Origin of the sequence: Enterococcus infantis (assembly GCF_049166715.1) — a bacterium.
Lineage (GTDB): Bacteria > Bacillota > Bacilli > Lactobacillales > Enterococcaceae > Enterococcus_C > Enterococcus_C leclercqii.
The window spans coordinates 431,610-446,745 of sequence record NZ_JBMHFB010000001.1 but is presented as its reverse complement, the minus strand read 5'-3'; the positions used below and the strand labels follow the sequence as shown (position 1 = coordinate 446,745).

At 44.4% G+C, this 15,136-nt stretch carries 10 protein-coding genes; 8 read left to right on the top strand and 2 right to left on the bottom strand.

Annotation, left to right across the window (positions count from 1 at the left end; translation table 11 throughout):
- The first annotated feature begins 6 nt into the window (after positions 1 to 6).
- Positions 7 to 1,989 (top strand): heparinase II/III family protein, encoded by a 1,983-nt coding sequence (locus tag ACOMA8_RS01950; RefSeq protein ID WP_421368018.1) that lies wholly within the window; start codon positions 7 to 9, stop codon positions 1,987 to 1,989.
- Positions 1,990 to 2,380: 391 nt separating this feature from the next.
- The gene (locus ACOMA8_RS01945) at positions 2,381 to 4,195 is read left to right on the top strand and encodes a DUF2264 domain-containing protein (protein WP_421368015.1); all 1,815 of its coding nucleotides are present in this window, start codon (positions 2,381 to 2,383) and stop codon (positions 4,193 to 4,195) included.
- A 144-nt stretch (positions 4,196 to 4,339) separates the two neighbouring features.
- Here the strand turns inward: ACOMA8_RS01945 and ACOMA8_RS01940 are convergent, their stop codons facing one another.
- Positions 4,340 to 4,978 (bottom strand): YesL family protein, encoded by a 639-nt coding sequence (locus tag ACOMA8_RS01940; RefSeq protein WP_421368012.1) that lies wholly within the window; start codon positions 4,976 to 4,978, stop codon positions 4,340 to 4,342.
- 281 nt (positions 4,979 to 5,259) lie between these two features.
- Here ACOMA8_RS01940 and ACOMA8_RS01935 point away from each other — a divergent pair, with 281 nt between their 5' ends.
- From ACOMA8_RS01935 to ACOMA8_RS01920, 4 genes are all read left to right on the top strand, one after another.
- Positions 5,260 to 6,606 (top strand): alpha-L-fucosidase, encoded by a 1,347-nt coding sequence (locus ACOMA8_RS01935; RefSeq protein ID WP_421368009.1) that lies wholly within the window; start codon positions 5,260 to 5,262, stop codon positions 6,604 to 6,606.
- A 91-nt stretch (positions 6,607 to 6,697) separates the two neighbouring features.
- On the top strand, positions 6,698 to 7,654 hold the full coding sequence (locus ACOMA8_RS01930) for an ABC transporter permease (RefSeq protein WP_161898562.1): 957 nt from the start codon (positions 6,698 to 6,700) through the stop codon (positions 7,652 to 7,654).
- 19 nt (positions 7,655 to 7,673) lie between these two features.
- Positions 7,674 to 8,582, top strand: coding sequence for a carbohydrate ABC transporter permease (locus tag ACOMA8_RS01925; RefSeq protein WP_161898561.1), 909 nt, complete (start codon positions 7,674 to 7,676; stop codon positions 8,580 to 8,582).
- A gap of 40 nt (positions 8,583 to 8,622) precedes the next feature.
- Positions 8,623 to 10,251, top strand: coding sequence for an extracellular solute-binding protein (locus ACOMA8_RS01920; RefSeq protein WP_161898560.1), 1,629 nt, complete (start codon positions 8,623 to 8,625; stop codon positions 10,249 to 10,251).
- A gap of 155 nt (positions 10,252 to 10,406) precedes the next feature.
- Here the strand turns inward: ACOMA8_RS01920 and ACOMA8_RS01915 are convergent, their stop codons facing one another.
- Entirely contained in the window at positions 10,407 to 11,561 is a 1,155-nt protein-coding gene (locus ACOMA8_RS01915) for an ROK family transcriptional regulator (RefSeq protein WP_421368003.1), read from the bottom strand.
- Between the two features lie 238 nt (positions 11,562 to 11,799).
- Here ACOMA8_RS01915 and xylA point away from each other — a divergent pair, with 238 nt between their 5' ends.
- Together xylA and xylB are read left to right on the top strand one after the other, a co-directional pair.
- Positions 11,800 to 13,110 (top strand): xylose isomerase, encoded by a 1,311-nt coding sequence (gene xylA / locus ACOMA8_RS01910; RefSeq protein WP_421368000.1) that lies wholly within the window; start codon positions 11,800 to 11,802, stop codon positions 13,108 to 13,110.
- 120 nt (positions 13,111 to 13,230) lie between these two features.
- Positions 13,231 to 14,727 carry a xylulokinase gene (xylB, locus tag ACOMA8_RS01905; protein WP_421367997.1) on the top strand — a complete coding sequence of 499 codons (1,497 nt, stop codon included), beginning with the start codon at positions 13,231 to 13,233 and terminating at the stop codon, positions 14,725 to 14,727.
- Positions 14,728 to 15,136 lie beyond the last annotated feature (409 nt).

The window sequence follows — 15,136 nt, the reverse complement described above, 5'->3', positions numbered from 1 at the left end:
TAACACATGTCAATTACAAATCGAATTGGATTCTATCAAAATCGTCAGCAGCTGGAAAGTTGTTTACAAGCACCTCAGTTTACTGAAAGTTGGCAAGAAAAGCTGCGACTGGCAGATGCACTTTTGCAAGATACGATTTTCTATGATCAAGAGTGGGACATGGAGCGGGAGTTTCGACCGGTAACGTTTGAAGACGGTCGTTTCGACTGGAACCACGAGCCTTTTGGGGATCCTGAATGGACGTATATGCTCAATCGCCATCGTTTCTTTGTGTTGTTGATGGAAGTCTATCTTTTTACTGGCGACCGCCGCTATGTCGATAAGCTGCTGGCTCTGTGGGAAGACTGGATTCAGCGGGAAACGTTGATAGAAGACCACTTGTGGACTGGTTGGCGAACCATTGAAACAGGTATTCGCTTGAAAAACTGGGTCAAGACGTTAAACCTGTTGGAGCTGTGTCCGGAAATTGAGCTTTCAGAGGCTTTGACCCAACAGATTGCAATATCCATGAATCAGCAGACTGACTACTTGTGCCAGGAAAAATTGATCAATATGTCCATGATTTCTAATTGGAAAGTCTTGGAACAAAACGGGGTTTGGCTAGCCTGTGCTCTTTATCCTGAATGGATTGAAAACGTGGAAGAAAAACTGGCCATCGCTGAAAATGTCCTGACTGTTTCAGCAGAGCTGCAGGTTGTACCAGACGGATTTCATTGGGAGCAGTCCTTTATGTACCACCACGAAGTCTGGATTGGCTTGGCGGAGATGCAACAAATTGCACAGCGTAATCAACTGCTGGTACCGCCGGCAATCACGGATGCACTGGTCCGCATGACGAGTGCCTCGGTGGCTATGACTCGTCCAGATCGCAGCCAATCTCCTTATGGGGACAGTGATGTAGAAGACATGCGGCCAATTTTGCAGTGGATGGCATTGGTAACCGGTGACCCGCAAGCCAACTGGGTGGCAGGCCGCGAATTGTTTTTGAGCACGCTTTTTGATTATGGAGAAAGTGCCATTGACCGTTTGCCTCAATTGGATGCTTTGCGACCACTCGCGTTAGATCAGAACTTTGAAGACAGTGGCTTGTTGTTCATGCGGGACTCGTGGGATAAGGAGGCGAGCTGGACGTTGATTAAAAATGGTTCACAAGGCGGAGGTCACGGCCACAGCGACAATCTGCATTTTGAAGTGTTCCACCGGGAATCGCTTTTGTGTGATAACGGTCGCTTTACCTATGTGGAAGGCAGTCCTGACCGCAAAGCCTTCAAGAATGCTTCTGCTCACAACACAATTCTGGTAGACGGCGAAGAATTCACCAAACAATCCGGCTCTTGGGGATACGAAGGAACAGCACCAGCGCTGCCAAATTACCTGCGCAGCAAAAACGGATATGCGTATGCGGAATGCAGCCACACCGGCTATTTTCGTTATGGAAAAAATGTCCTGCTCACCCGTAAAATCTTGCACATAAAACCAGGAATCTGGATTGTAGCAGACGAGGCGATCACAAATGAAGACCATGAATACACCCAGTTCTTTAATTTTCCTAAAGCGGGGCGCTTAACAGCTACTGAAGATCATGGAGTCTATGAAGGAGATGAGAGTCGCCTGCATATCTATCCGTTAAGCGGACAGAAATTGACTGTTACTAATAGCGAGTATTCTCCCCACTACAATGAGCGATTGACCAGTGAAAAAATTCAGTTGACTACTCAGGGCAAAGGCCGCAGTGTGATGATAACCGTTCTGGCATTGGAACAAACAGCAATCACACGAGTGACGGTTTCTTCTTCTGGAAAAGAGTTGCCACAAGAAGATGCGACGGCTTTGAAACTGGAAAATCAGCAAGGCAGCTACACCATCTTGTTTAATCACTTTGAAGATGCGACAATCATGAGCCGTAAAGCGGATAAATTAGACGGTCAGTTTGTTTATGGCCGAGTTGTAGTAGTGGAAAACCAGCAAGTGACACTGTTACGAAATTAAGAGAGTCACAACAGTTCAATCACTATTTTCCAAAGCAAACACTACCAAAGATGAGATCCAAGCAAAAGCCAAGTCACTTCCATTGAAAAACAGTGGAAGTGGCTTTTTTCATGGTTAAAAATTTCAAAGACTGGTGAACCTTTATTGGCAGGAGCAGCCATTCAAATTGCTAAAAATGTGGTCTTTAGTAGAGGAACTATAAGAAAAACAGCGTGTTGAAGGCGTTTGCATATCCGTGTTACTTTTACACATTGTGGATTTTTGTCGGGTATTTTACAGTGGAAGAGTAGACAATACGGACAGATAATTTTGCTTTTTGATGGGCGGATTTTTCAGTGAGCATCCGCAGAAAGTAAAATAGTTTGGCAGGGTGAAATCAAAGGAGACGACTATGAAGATTCAAACACGCGAGGATCTAAACACGTATTTTCATCAGCTATATGATCCGGTAAAAAAATACCGGCAGATGGGCAATGGGCGCTTAAATCTAGGGACCTCGGTCACTCATTATTCAAAAGATCAAGCCCAGACCGAGGGTTTTTTGCGCATGTTATGGGCAGTAGGACCGATGGCAGGTAGCGCAAGCCTTGATTTGGAGGAGTTTAAGTACTTTATGGAGGGAATCTGCCACAGTACCGACCCTGGTGATCCCGCTTTTTGGGGAGAAGTCCATGATCTGGATCAGATGATTGTGGAGATGGCGGCATTGGCGGTAACGTTGATCGAGACAAAAGCAATCTTTTGGGAGCAATTGTCAACTGCTGAACAAAAAAGAGTATATACCTGGTTGGATCAAATCAACCACGTAGCTGTCCATCACAATAATTGGCGCTTTTTCCGCATTCTGGTAAATGTTGCTTTTTGCCGTTTGGGACAACCCTTTTCTAAAAAGCAACTGACTGAGGATCTGGCGGTAATCGAATCTTTTTATGTAGGTGAAGGCTGGTATGTTGATGGTAATCCCCGTCAGCAAGATTACTACATTGCTTGGGCATTTCATTATTACGGATTGTTGTACGCCCATTACATGAAAACTGAAGATCCTGAGACTTGTGAGAAATTCATTGAGCGAGCCAAAAAATTCGCTGAAGACTTTGTTTATTGGTTCTCTCATGAAGGGGGCGCAGTGGCTTTTGGGCGCAGTCTGACCTATCGTTTTGCGCAAGGGGCATTCTGGGCAGCCGCTGCTTTTACAGGTATCGAAGTGTTGCCGATGGCGCAGGTTAAGTATTTATTGTTGCAGCACTTTGATTATTGGTCAAAACAAGCAATTCAAAAAAGTGATGGCATCTTGAGTATCGGGTACGGGTATGAAAACTTTTATATGTCGGAACGTTACAATGGACCGGGATCGCCATACTGGTGTTTCAAATCATTTATTGTGTTGGGGCTGGAGGCGACAGCTGATTTTTGGCAGTTAGTTCCCCAATCGCCTGAGCGAACATCTCGCAGATTCATCCCAGCGGCTAACATGTTGGTGACCAATACCGCAAACAAAAATGTTCAACTCTACCCCACTGGCCAATGGGCAATGTTGGGGCATGCTGCTGAAAAATACAGTAAACTAGTCTATTCCGAAAAATTTGGTTACAGCGTTTCTCGAGGAAATCGGGGATTAGCAGAAGGCGCCTTTGATAATTGTTTGGCAGTAGCAGAAAAAAATGATCCTCATTTTATCAGTAAAGAGGAAACATTATCTAGTGTAGTCACTGAAAAAATGACGAAACAAAGCTGGTCACCGCTGCCAAAAACTAAAATCGTGACCACAGTTGTTCCCTTTGGAGAATGGCATGTGCGGATTCATGAGATTACTACGGAACGAGAGCTGGAAGTAGCCGATGGTGGGTTTTCCAATCTGACTTTCAACAGCCATCCCAAAGATTATGTGATTGACTCGCTAACCTCAGGCAAAGCGTTTACCAGTGAAATCGGAACGACGGCAACTGTGATGTTGGCAGGGTATCGCGGGGTCGAGGCAGTTTTTGCCGAACCTAATACCAATCTGTTGTTTCCCAACTCCCTATTTCTGACCGCTCGCCAGACAGTAACAGCAGGTACACATTTACTGATTAGTGGGCACTATGGGGGAGAAACTGCTCCTAATGAACTGCCACTTCTCTCATCAGAGGAAACAGGACAGCTGATAATTCGTTGCGGAAACCAACACTATCGACACCAGTTTGAAAAAGATAAGATAAAAGTTTAAAAGTCCCGCAGCGTTAATGAATATTCTTTAAAGCAATTCTGAATTAAAAAACCTGCAAATAAAGTCCGCTGTTGTCATGTTGACAAGAAAGACGACTTTATTTGCAGGTTTTTTTGCGATTATGATCAAGAGACTTAGAAAGGATTACTCTTTGCTTTGTGCCAAGTTGTTCTTTTCAATCTTGCGCATGGCTTGTAAAGAAAACCAGCTGATAGGAAAGAGAAACAGTGGAATCAGTGCTACCAAAATCAAGACGGGAAAGAAAGTCGATAACGCCGTCACAAGCACGATACCAATCACCATTGCCAATGTTTCTACAAAGCTTGAGATGACGATAAAAAAGGATTGTTTAAAGTAGTTAACGGTTTTCAACTCGTAACGTAAAAATGCTGGAAATAAGAACAAGCCCACCAGCAGTGCAAAAACGAAAAAGAGTAGCAGTGCCAAATGAGCAACTTGATTTTTCAGCAGTTGACCGGCTACCCGTACGTCAATCCATAAGACAGCCAGCACCGCGCTTTCAATGTAGCCGAGAATGTTTGTTTGTTTGAAGTTGCGGTTGAATTGCTGATTAAACCAAGGAAACAGCCGTGGTGGCAGCTCATTTTTTTCAAAGAGTAAAAAGAAAGCTTGAATCACCGTTGCAGTCGCCGGGAAAAGGCCAAAAATCAGACCGCCTTTCAACGTGCCAAAGAGCCAGAAAAATTGGAGCTTGATCAGATTTATCAAAAATTCACCAAAAGAATACGTGACTTTTACCATGCCGTTTTGTTTTTTCTCCATTAAAAGAACCTCCATCAATTTGTAATGTTTCATGGAATCGATAGTTGAATGATAACACTTACAATTGTGAAATTCTAGCGGTCTACGGATACTACACACCGGTATTTAATTTCACACATAGGAGTATATAAATAGCCATATATTAACGATTTTAATAGCTGAATGTGCAAAAATACCGAATTTTAGTATCCGCTTACACAGGGGCGGTATTTCTACATATTGTGAACCGAAGAAAGAAAATTTAAAGTGAAGATACGAAATACGAAAGGGGTTACATACAAATGACTGTTATTCGCGGTGATATCGAGACGGCAAAAAATGTCGATATCATAGATGAAACCAGCTACCCTGAAACCGAGATGCTAAAAGAGCGTCTGGAATGGTTTCAAGATCTGAAACTGGGTGTGATCTTCCACTATGGGCTATATGCCGAAGCGGGGATCGTTGAGTCTTGGCAACTGTCTGAAAAAGACGAGTGGGCTCGAGAAGGACGTTCTTGGCGGGAGGATATCAAAGATCTGAAATTGGACTATTGGAATCTGATTTCTAAATTTAATCCAACCCAACTGGATACCAAAAAATGGGCACAAATCTGTAAAGATGCCGGCTTCAAATATTGCATCTTCACCACTAAGCATCATGACGGCTTCAATATGTACAATACGATGGAGTCGGAATACAAAGTCAATGGTAAACTCAGCCCTTGCAAAACAGATATTTTAAAAGAAGTATTTGATGCTTTCCGGGAAGCAGGACTAGCAACTGGGGCTTATTATTCGAAAGCTGACTGGTACTCACCATTTTATTGGTTGGATGACGAGACCGTCAAAGGACGGGGAGCCAGCTACGACACGGCAGAACATCCCGAAATCTGGGAGCGCTACAAACAGTTTGTTCACAATCAAATTTACGAAATTACTCACAATTATGGCAATGTTGATCTGCTTTGGCTGGATGCAGGTTGGTGTGGGCAAGGACGAGAAGATCTGGATATGGACCGTTTGGCAGAAATCGCTCGTGAAGAAAACCCTGAGCTAATTGTAGTTGATCGAATGATGGGGGGGCGGCACGAGAACTATGTCACTCCTGAACGGAAGATTCCTGAGCTGCACGAAATTCCTAAAAAACCGTGGGAATCTAATATTCCTATTGGGAATGACTGGGGCTACGTGCCGACAGACACTTTCAAGAGTAGTCAAGAACTGCTGGAGACATTTGTCGATGTGGTGTCCAAAGGCGGTAACTTGATTCTGGGCGTCGGGCCAACACCAGAAGGAACTTTCACAGAAGAGGAGACAGCAATTTTGTCGGATATCGGCAGCTGGCTTCAAGTTTATGGTGAGGGGATTTACGAAACACGAGCGCAGGCCAAAGAACGAAATGCCGGTTGGAAACTGACCTTCAATAAAGATGGCAACACCCACTATGCGTTTCGCTCCATCCAGAGTCGTGAAGAAGTGGTGTACTTGCAGGACATCGAAGCAAAAATAACAGATGAACTGACAGATATGGCTACTGGCAGACGGCTAAAAGTACACGAATCAGAAGCAGGAAACTATGTGAAAATGGCTGATTTGTCCCTGCCAAACGTTGGTATGATAGGAATTAAGGTTATCACACATCAATAAAGAATCACACATTGCAGAGAAAACGGATACATGACATGATAGTGCATGTGAGGTATGCGCTTTCAAAAGAAAACATGAAGGAGGAATAAAAATGGAATTGTCATCTAAAACAGTCCATTCCGGGACACGCCCGAAAACACGTTGGGAAAAGACAAAGATTAAAATTTTCCGTGGACGTCAGTTATATCTTTTCGTACTACCAGCATTACTTGTAACTTTAATCTTCTCATACATTCCAATGTATGGAGTAATCATTGCGTTTAAGGACTTTATTCCATCGTTAGGCATCTGGGGCAGCCCTTGGGTCGGCTTCAAACATTTTCAACGCTTCTTTGATTCTTATTATTTTTGGGACCTGATCAAAAATACTCTAGGAATTAGTATTTACTCGCTGATCGTTGGTTTTCCGTTGCCAATCATTTTGGCTCTGGCGTTAAATGAGTTGAAAGATGGTCGTTTCAAAAAATTCACGCAAACTGTGACTTATGCACCAAACTTCATTTCTGTTGTAGTTGTCTGCGGGATGGTCATCGCGTTTTTGACACCTTCTACCGGTATTATCAACCACTTGCTTGATTTCCTCGGCTTTGAACGCATTGCCTTTATGACAGATCCGAAATGGTTCAAGACCGTGTATGTTCTTTCCGGTGTTTGGCAAGGAACAGGTTGGGGCTCAGTTATCTACTTGGCAGCCTTGTCTGGTGTCGATACCCAGTTGCATGAAGCAGCTACTGTTGATGGGGCCACTCGCCTGCAACGAATCTGGTACATCAATATCCCGACAATCATTCCAACGATGGTCATTTTGTTGATCATGAACGTGGGTAGCTTGATGTCCATGGGTTATGAAAAGATTCTCTTGATGCAAAATGCACTGAATATGGATTCTTCCAATGTGATTGCTACCTTTGTTTATAAGCAGGGTCTCTTGGATGCACAATACAGCTATGCTTCTGCGGTAGGACTCTTTAATGCTGCGATCAATGCCTTCTTGTTGATTGCCGTTAATAAGATTTCCCGTAAAGTCAGCGAAACCAGTTTATGGTAAGAAAGGAGACGAACCGAAAATGAACGTAAAAACAATCAAACCATCAAAAACCGATCGGATCTTTATGGGCTTTGTCTACCTTTTTGTCGCATTGGCTCTGATCTTGGTTTTATATCCGTTGATCTATGTGATCAGCGCATCAATTTCCAGTCCGACTGCCGTAAACTCCGGTGAGATGTGGCTGTTGCCAAAAGATGTTACTTGGGAAGGCTACAAGACAATCCTGGGATATGATACGATTTGGCAGGGTTACCGCAATACAATCTTCTATACAGCTTTAGGAACCTTCATCAATTTGGCTTTCACGTTGCCTTGTGCGTATGCGATGGGGCGTCCAGAATTTTTTGGTCGCAACGTGTTTATGAAATTCTTGATGGTACCAATGTTTATCGGTGGCGGATTGATTCCCAGCTACTTGTTAATCAAAAACCTGGGTATGATTGATACTGTTTGGGCGATTACAATTCCAGGCGCTGTTTCTGTCTATAACATCGCCATCACACGGACATTCTTCCAAAGTACGATTCCACGGGAAATGGAAGAAGCCGCCCTTATTGATGGATGTACCGATATTCAAATGTTCTTTAAAATCATCTTGCCATTGTCGATGCCGATCATTGCCGTCATGGGCCTGTTCTGCGGTGTCGGTCACTGGAATAGCTACTTCAGTGCATTGATCTACTTTACTGATAAATCCATGTATCCATTGCAATTGGTTTTGCGGGAAATCTTGGTCAATTCCGATATGGCAAAAGGTGGCACGGAAATGAGTGCCGCGGCAGCAGAAGTTGCCTACAGCAAACAGCAGTTGGCAGCTGTTATCAAATATGGTGTCATGATCGTGTCCACCTTGCCGATCATCATCGTATATCCATTCTTACAGCGTTACTTTGTTAAAGGCGTTATGGTTGGTTCTTTGAAGGGCTGATCAAGAAAATATTTATTACACGAAAGAGAGAGGGAAAAGAATGAAAAAGAAATATGTAGCGATTGCATCACTTTTGTTGGCAACATCCTTACTGACTGCTTGTGGTGGCGATACTGGCAAAGCAGACACCAAATCTGATGTCAAAGTTGAAAAGACTGGCATGCCGATTGTCAAAGACACCATCAAAATGACCATGATGGCACCAGGTCTCGGTAAAACCGAATGGGATGATTTGGCTTCTGCTAAAGCATTGGAAGAATTGACCAACATTGATTTTGACTACATCACACCTCCTGATAGTGATTTCCAAACCAAATTAAACTTGGCTTTTGCTTCCGATGAATTGCCAGATGTGATTTTTGGTGCCGGTAGCAAATTGAGTAACTCACAACAAGCAGACTACGGTTCACAAGGCCGTCTGATTGCCTTAGAAGATCTGATTGACGAATACGCACCAAATCTGAAAGCTATTTTAGACGAACACCCAGAATTCAGAAAATCAATCACTGCACCAGATGGACATATCTACTCACTGCCTCGTCTGTACCCAGAAGAAACTTCCAGCCCGCTGTACATCTCACCACTTTGGTATAACGGCGACTGGATGGAAAAATTGGGCGTGAAGGAATTGCCTAAAACAACTGATGAACTATATGATTTGTTAGTTCGTTTCAAAAATGAAGATCCAAACGGCAACGGCAAGCAAGACGAAATTCCATTGTCTGATGGGAATAAATTATTGATTATCCGTACTTGGTTGATGCCGGCATTTGGTATGAAGTCTCAAGGAATTGAAGAAGTTGACGGTAAAGTACGCTTTGCAGCTGCATCTGACAACTACAAAGAATACCTGGAATTCCTGCACAAATGTTACGAAGAAGGTCTCTTGGATAAGGAAGTCTTCTCTCAATCTTCTGACCAATATCAAGGGAACACAGAAACAAATAAAGTCGGCTTGTTCGGCGCTTATGCTTCCTACATGTCAACTGGTAAAAACCCTGAAGATGCTTTGACTGATCCAATGTTCATGCAATTGACATCTGATGTTCAAGAAACACCTTTGGCACCAGGACATCCACGTGTTACCACTGGTGTATTTGCCATCACTAACAAGTGTGCCTCTCCAGAAGCTGCAATGCGTTGGGCAGACTACTTGTACACTGAAGAAGGCAATGCCCTTATGAGCCAAGGTCCTGAAGGCGCATGGTGGGAATATGCTGAAAACTCTGAAGGCGAAAAAGTCCGCGTCTACAAAGGCGAAGACAAACAAAAAATGGAAGAAGACCGCGGGAAAGTCGGTATGGACTACGGCTTAGTAACACCAGGGATTTCCGTTGATAACACAGATGATCCAGTTCGTGCCAATGCAGACGATCCAACAATCAGCGTTTGGAACGAATTCCAATCAAAAGAAAAAGATGAAAAAGTAATGCCTTATACTGAAGTACCATTCCCAATCGTTTATATGACTAAAGATGAAGTAGATAAGATTGCTGAAAACTCTACAGATATCTTAACTTATGTTGAACAAATGGAAGCGAAATTCATCACTGGCGTTGAAAGCTTGGATAAATATGATGACTACGTGAAAACATTGAAGGGCATGGGCTTGGACGACTACGTGAAAGTTTACCAAGGTGCTTATGATCGCTGGGCTTCAGCTGAATAAGCTTACTAAGCACAACCACGTTTAACAAAAAGCAGATATTCATTATCTGGCTGCATCACGGAGACAATAAAACAGGAGGAACCCACCGATTTGCTCGGGGGCTCCTCCTGTTTTTTTGTTTTTGTGATATAAAAGCAAAAGGACAAGTGTCGCGTCTAATTGCCAAACTGTAAATCGCTGACTTTCAGAAACTGGCGGGCGGTACTGGCAATGCCGCCAATCAAGACAGCCTGCTCTGCCAGCCGAGTATTGCGGATTTTTACTTGCTGGGCAAACCGGCTGTTGATTCCTTGTTGGACCTCAGCTATCAGCCAAGGCAATTTGCGGTACACAGAGCTGTTAATTACCACCAACTCTGGATCTTGCAGCATCACCAAATTATTGATCCCAATAGCCAGTAAACGGGCTTTTTCCTTTAATAAAGGAGCGAGAAGCTCGGGGTGTTGCTGCCAAGCTGCGGCTAGTTGCTCTGAATTGTTGATCTCGCCAGCGACTAAAGCCGTGGCTTCCCGATAGATTACTGTATTGGAGACATATTGTTCCAAGCAGCCATGGTTGCCGCAGGGACAAGGGGTTCCGCCGGGGTAAAGAATCGTGTGTCCAATTTCTCCAATCTGACCATGGGCACCGGTATCTAGCTGACCATTGACTACGACGCCGGCACCGACACCGCTGTGGACGCTGATACTGATTAGGTTATCCGAGGCTGAAGCATAGGTGTATTCTCCTAAGGCGGCTAAATTGGCTTCATTTTGTAAAATCACTGGAAAGCCTAACTGCTCTTCCAGCAGGGGTGCAAGAGGCAGCCGCGTCAAATCGTAATAAGGTGCAAAGCCAATCTGCTGCTCATGAACCAAACCATGGACGGCCACTGTCATACCCACGATGCCATGGCGAGTCTGGGGCAGGTGTTGTTTCACTTCAGCAACGATAGCTAAAATCAAAGGGACCGCATTTTCGCTGGTTACCTTCTGGCGTTTTCTTTCCACTGTGGCGATGACCTCGCCGTCCGGATAGCTGAGAAGACCTTCTGCATAGTTTGCTCCTAGATCGACAGCAATTACCACCCCGCAATGAGGAGCAAAGGTCAAAAGAATCGGTTTGCGCCCGCCAGCTTGAGAGGCGTCTCCGATTCCGGTTTCCGTAATCAGTCCATCATCCAGCAACTGCTTAGTAATGGCGGAAACTGAAGCTTTATTCAGGCCGACACGATTTGCCAGATCCGCACGAGAAATTTGTTTCTTGGTAATAATTTCTTGCAGAATACGTGCTTCATTATGTTCACGAATTGTGTATTTAGTAGAGATCACAGGATCCAACTCCTTTTTTGACAATAGTCAAGCAGCTTTATTCTACCCGAAAAGAAAGAGTTTTGCCGCCAAATCGACTGTTGCTGTTAGAAAAAAAATATTTTTTTGAAACCGCTTGACATTCATCGGGATTCTTCGTAAGATTGTCTTGTAAGTTAGTTTATCGTACAAACGAACTAAAAGCAATCAAAATCTGCGCAAGAAAAAAAGGCGCTTTTTAAAACAAGGAGGATCCACCATGACCACTTATTTTCCAAATGTTGACAAGATCCAATACGAAGGCAAGCTGACAGCCAATCCATTTGCCTTCCGCCATTACAATGCTGACGAAATCGTAATGGGCAAATCTATGAAGGAGCATCTGCGCTTTGCAGTAGCTTACTGGCATACCATGACACAAGACGGCTCCGATCCTTTCGGCAACCCGACCAACATCCGTACTTGGGAAGCGGAGACGCCAATGGCAACTGCGAAAAATCGGGTGGAAGCTTTCTTTGAAATTCTGACCAAACTAGGTGTTGAATACTTCTGCTTCCACGACATTGATATCGCGCCAGAAGGGGATTCGTTGGAGGAGTTTTTTGCCAATATCGATGAAATCACAGATCTGATTAAAGAAAAGATGGATGCAACCGGCATCAAATTGTTGTGGAATACTGCCAATATGTTCTCTGATCCACGTTTCAACAATGGGGCGGCTTCCTCTAATAACGCGGAAGTTTTTGCCTATGCAGCCGCTCAAGTCAAAAAAGGATTGGATGTTTCTAAAAAGCTCGGCGGTCAAAACTATGTTTTCTGGGGCGGTCGTGAAGGCTATGAGTCTCTGTTGAATACGGATATGAAATTCGAACAAGACAACATCGCTCGCCTCTTCAAAATGGCGATTGCCTATGGTGAAAAGATTGGTCACAAACCACAATTCCTCATTGAGCCTAAACCAAAAGAGCCTTCTAAACATCAATACGATTTCGATGCGGCAACTACAATGGCTTTCATTCAAAAATACGGTTTAGAAGGCGATTTCAAATTGAACTTGGAAGCCAACCATGCGACTTTGGCGGGTCATACATTTGAACACGAATTGAACGTTGCTCGTTGCTACGATGCCCTGGGTTCCATTGACGCTAACCAAGGGGATACGCTTTTGGGCTGGGACACGGATGAATTTCCAACCAATATCTATGACACGACATTGGCGATGTACGAAATCTTGGAAAACGGCGGCATCGCTCCAGGCGGGATCAACTTTGATTCAAAAGTTCGTCGTTCTTCTTTTGAAATGGACGATCTGCTGCTGGCTCATATCGCCGGAATGGACACCTTTGCCCGGGGCTTGAAAGCTGCTGCGGCTCTGAAAGAAGAGCGGTTCTTCGATGAGTTGAAGGAAAAACGTTACGCTACCTATCAAGAAGGAATCGGCGCCAAAATTGTTGCCGACAAAGAAGATTTGGAAACATTGACAGACTATGCCTTGCAGCATGACGATGTCAAATTGGAATCTAGTCATCTGGAAATGGTGAAATCTCGTCTGAACGATTACTTGGTGTAAAATTTTAAGTCAAGCATACAAGTGAAGCCGGTGCTTAGTTGCGCCGGCTTTTGTAAATTTATCAGCGGCAAAGAAAGCCAGTGCAGCCTGATTGCTGCTAATCACAATGGAGGAAAAAAGATGAGTTATGTATTGGGAATTGATCTGGGCACCAGTTCGCTGAAAGGGCTGCTCATGAATAAAGCCGGTGAAGTAATTGGGCAGGCCAGCAGTGATTACCCATTGCTGCATCCGGCGCCGGGTTTTTCTGAGCAGAATCCGCAGGAATGGCTGACAGCTTGTGAAGGAGTTTTTGCTCAGCTGAAAGAACAGGTGGCAGATTTCACTACAAAACTAGCCGGAATCAGTATCTCCGGTCAGATGCATAGTCTGGTTTTGCTGGATGAAAGAGACGATGTCTTGCGTCCGGCAATCTTGTGGAACGATGTTCGAACCACCAGCCAATGTCGTGAAATTATGTCGCGTTTTGGCGATGAACTGCTGCAAGTGACGAAAAATATCGCTTTGGAAGGCTTCACACTGCCAAAAATTTTATGGGTTCAGGAAGAAGAACCAGAAATCTGGCAACAGGTAAAAAAAATCTTATTACCTAAGGACTATCTGGGATTTTGGCTCACAGGCACTAAACACATGGATTATTCCGATGCGGCAGGAACCCTGATGTTGGATATAGCAGCTGGTCAATGGGCCCAGCCGATATTGGATGAGTTTGCAATTCCTGCGACATACCTGCCGGAATTGATTGATTCTACCGGCGAAATCGGGGAAATACGAAAAGAACTGGCAGAGGCGTTTGGATTTGTTGGCCCAGTGAAAATTTTTGCCGGTGCTGCAGACAATGCCTGTGGAGCAGTGGGTGCCGGAATTTTAGATGACAGCGTGGGTATGGCCAGCATTGGGACTTCCGGGGTCTTTTTGTCATTGGAAAACGCGGCAGATAACGAATATGGCGGCAAACTTCATCTTTTCAACCACGCCGCAGCCGGTAAGTATTATGCAATGGGCGTGACCTTAGCAGCCGGCCACAGCTTCAGTTGGTTCAAAGATACTTTTGCACCAACGCAAGATTTTTCCGAACTGCTGACAGGTGTCGGAGAAATTGCGGCAGGTTCTGGCGGATTGCTGTTTACCCCTTATATCGTGGGGGAACGGACACCTCACGTGGACAGCCAAATCCGAGGCAGCTTTATCGGCATGGATACGACGCATACGCTGACTCATTTTGCACGGGCTGTCTTGGAGGGAATCACTTTTTCCCTGAAGGACTCGCAGGTGTTGATGGAAGACGTGGCGCAAAAGCGTTTCAAGAAGATCGTCTCGATAGGCGGCGGTGCGAAAAATCCTGATTGGTTGCAGATTCAGGCGGATATTTTTGATGCGGAAATTGTTACACTGACAGCCGAACAAGGGCCTGGTTTGGGAGCTGCTATGTTGGCAGCCGTGGGACTGGGCTGGTTTTCTGATCTTCAAAGCGCCAGTGAGGTATTTGTGTCTTACCAAAAAGGGGCCGTGCCGAAATCGGAGAATGTGGCGAAGTATGCAAAATTGTACCGCAGCTATCGAAAAGTCTATCCCGCAACGAAAGAACTCTGCCATGAGCTGGCGGAATTTCGCTGAGTGAAGGCTAAAACCGTCAGTTGTCGATTACAATTTGAAAGCAATGCTCGCTTTGTCGAAATGAACAACTCATTAGTTTTTGTGGTATTTTGCGAAAAAGCGCGAATGTGCTATAATAGTTGATACGCGAAAGATATTATTATTCACAGAAATGTCGAAGTCACTTTTTATGAAATTTGATCCAACTGGCGCAGCTTAAGGGCTGCAAGGGCGTGTTAGAGGTTATGGGAACACGCTGTTTAAATGAGAAATACTTGAAGTTTCAGTAATAGTCTGATCCAACTTAAAAAATAAGAATATTGAGTAGTTAGATGGCCTTCTTCCTTTTGGGAGAGGGCCATCGTCAATTTAAGGTGTACTACGCTATTTGCAGATAAAAAAGACTCCTTCACCCACATCCAAATGAAAA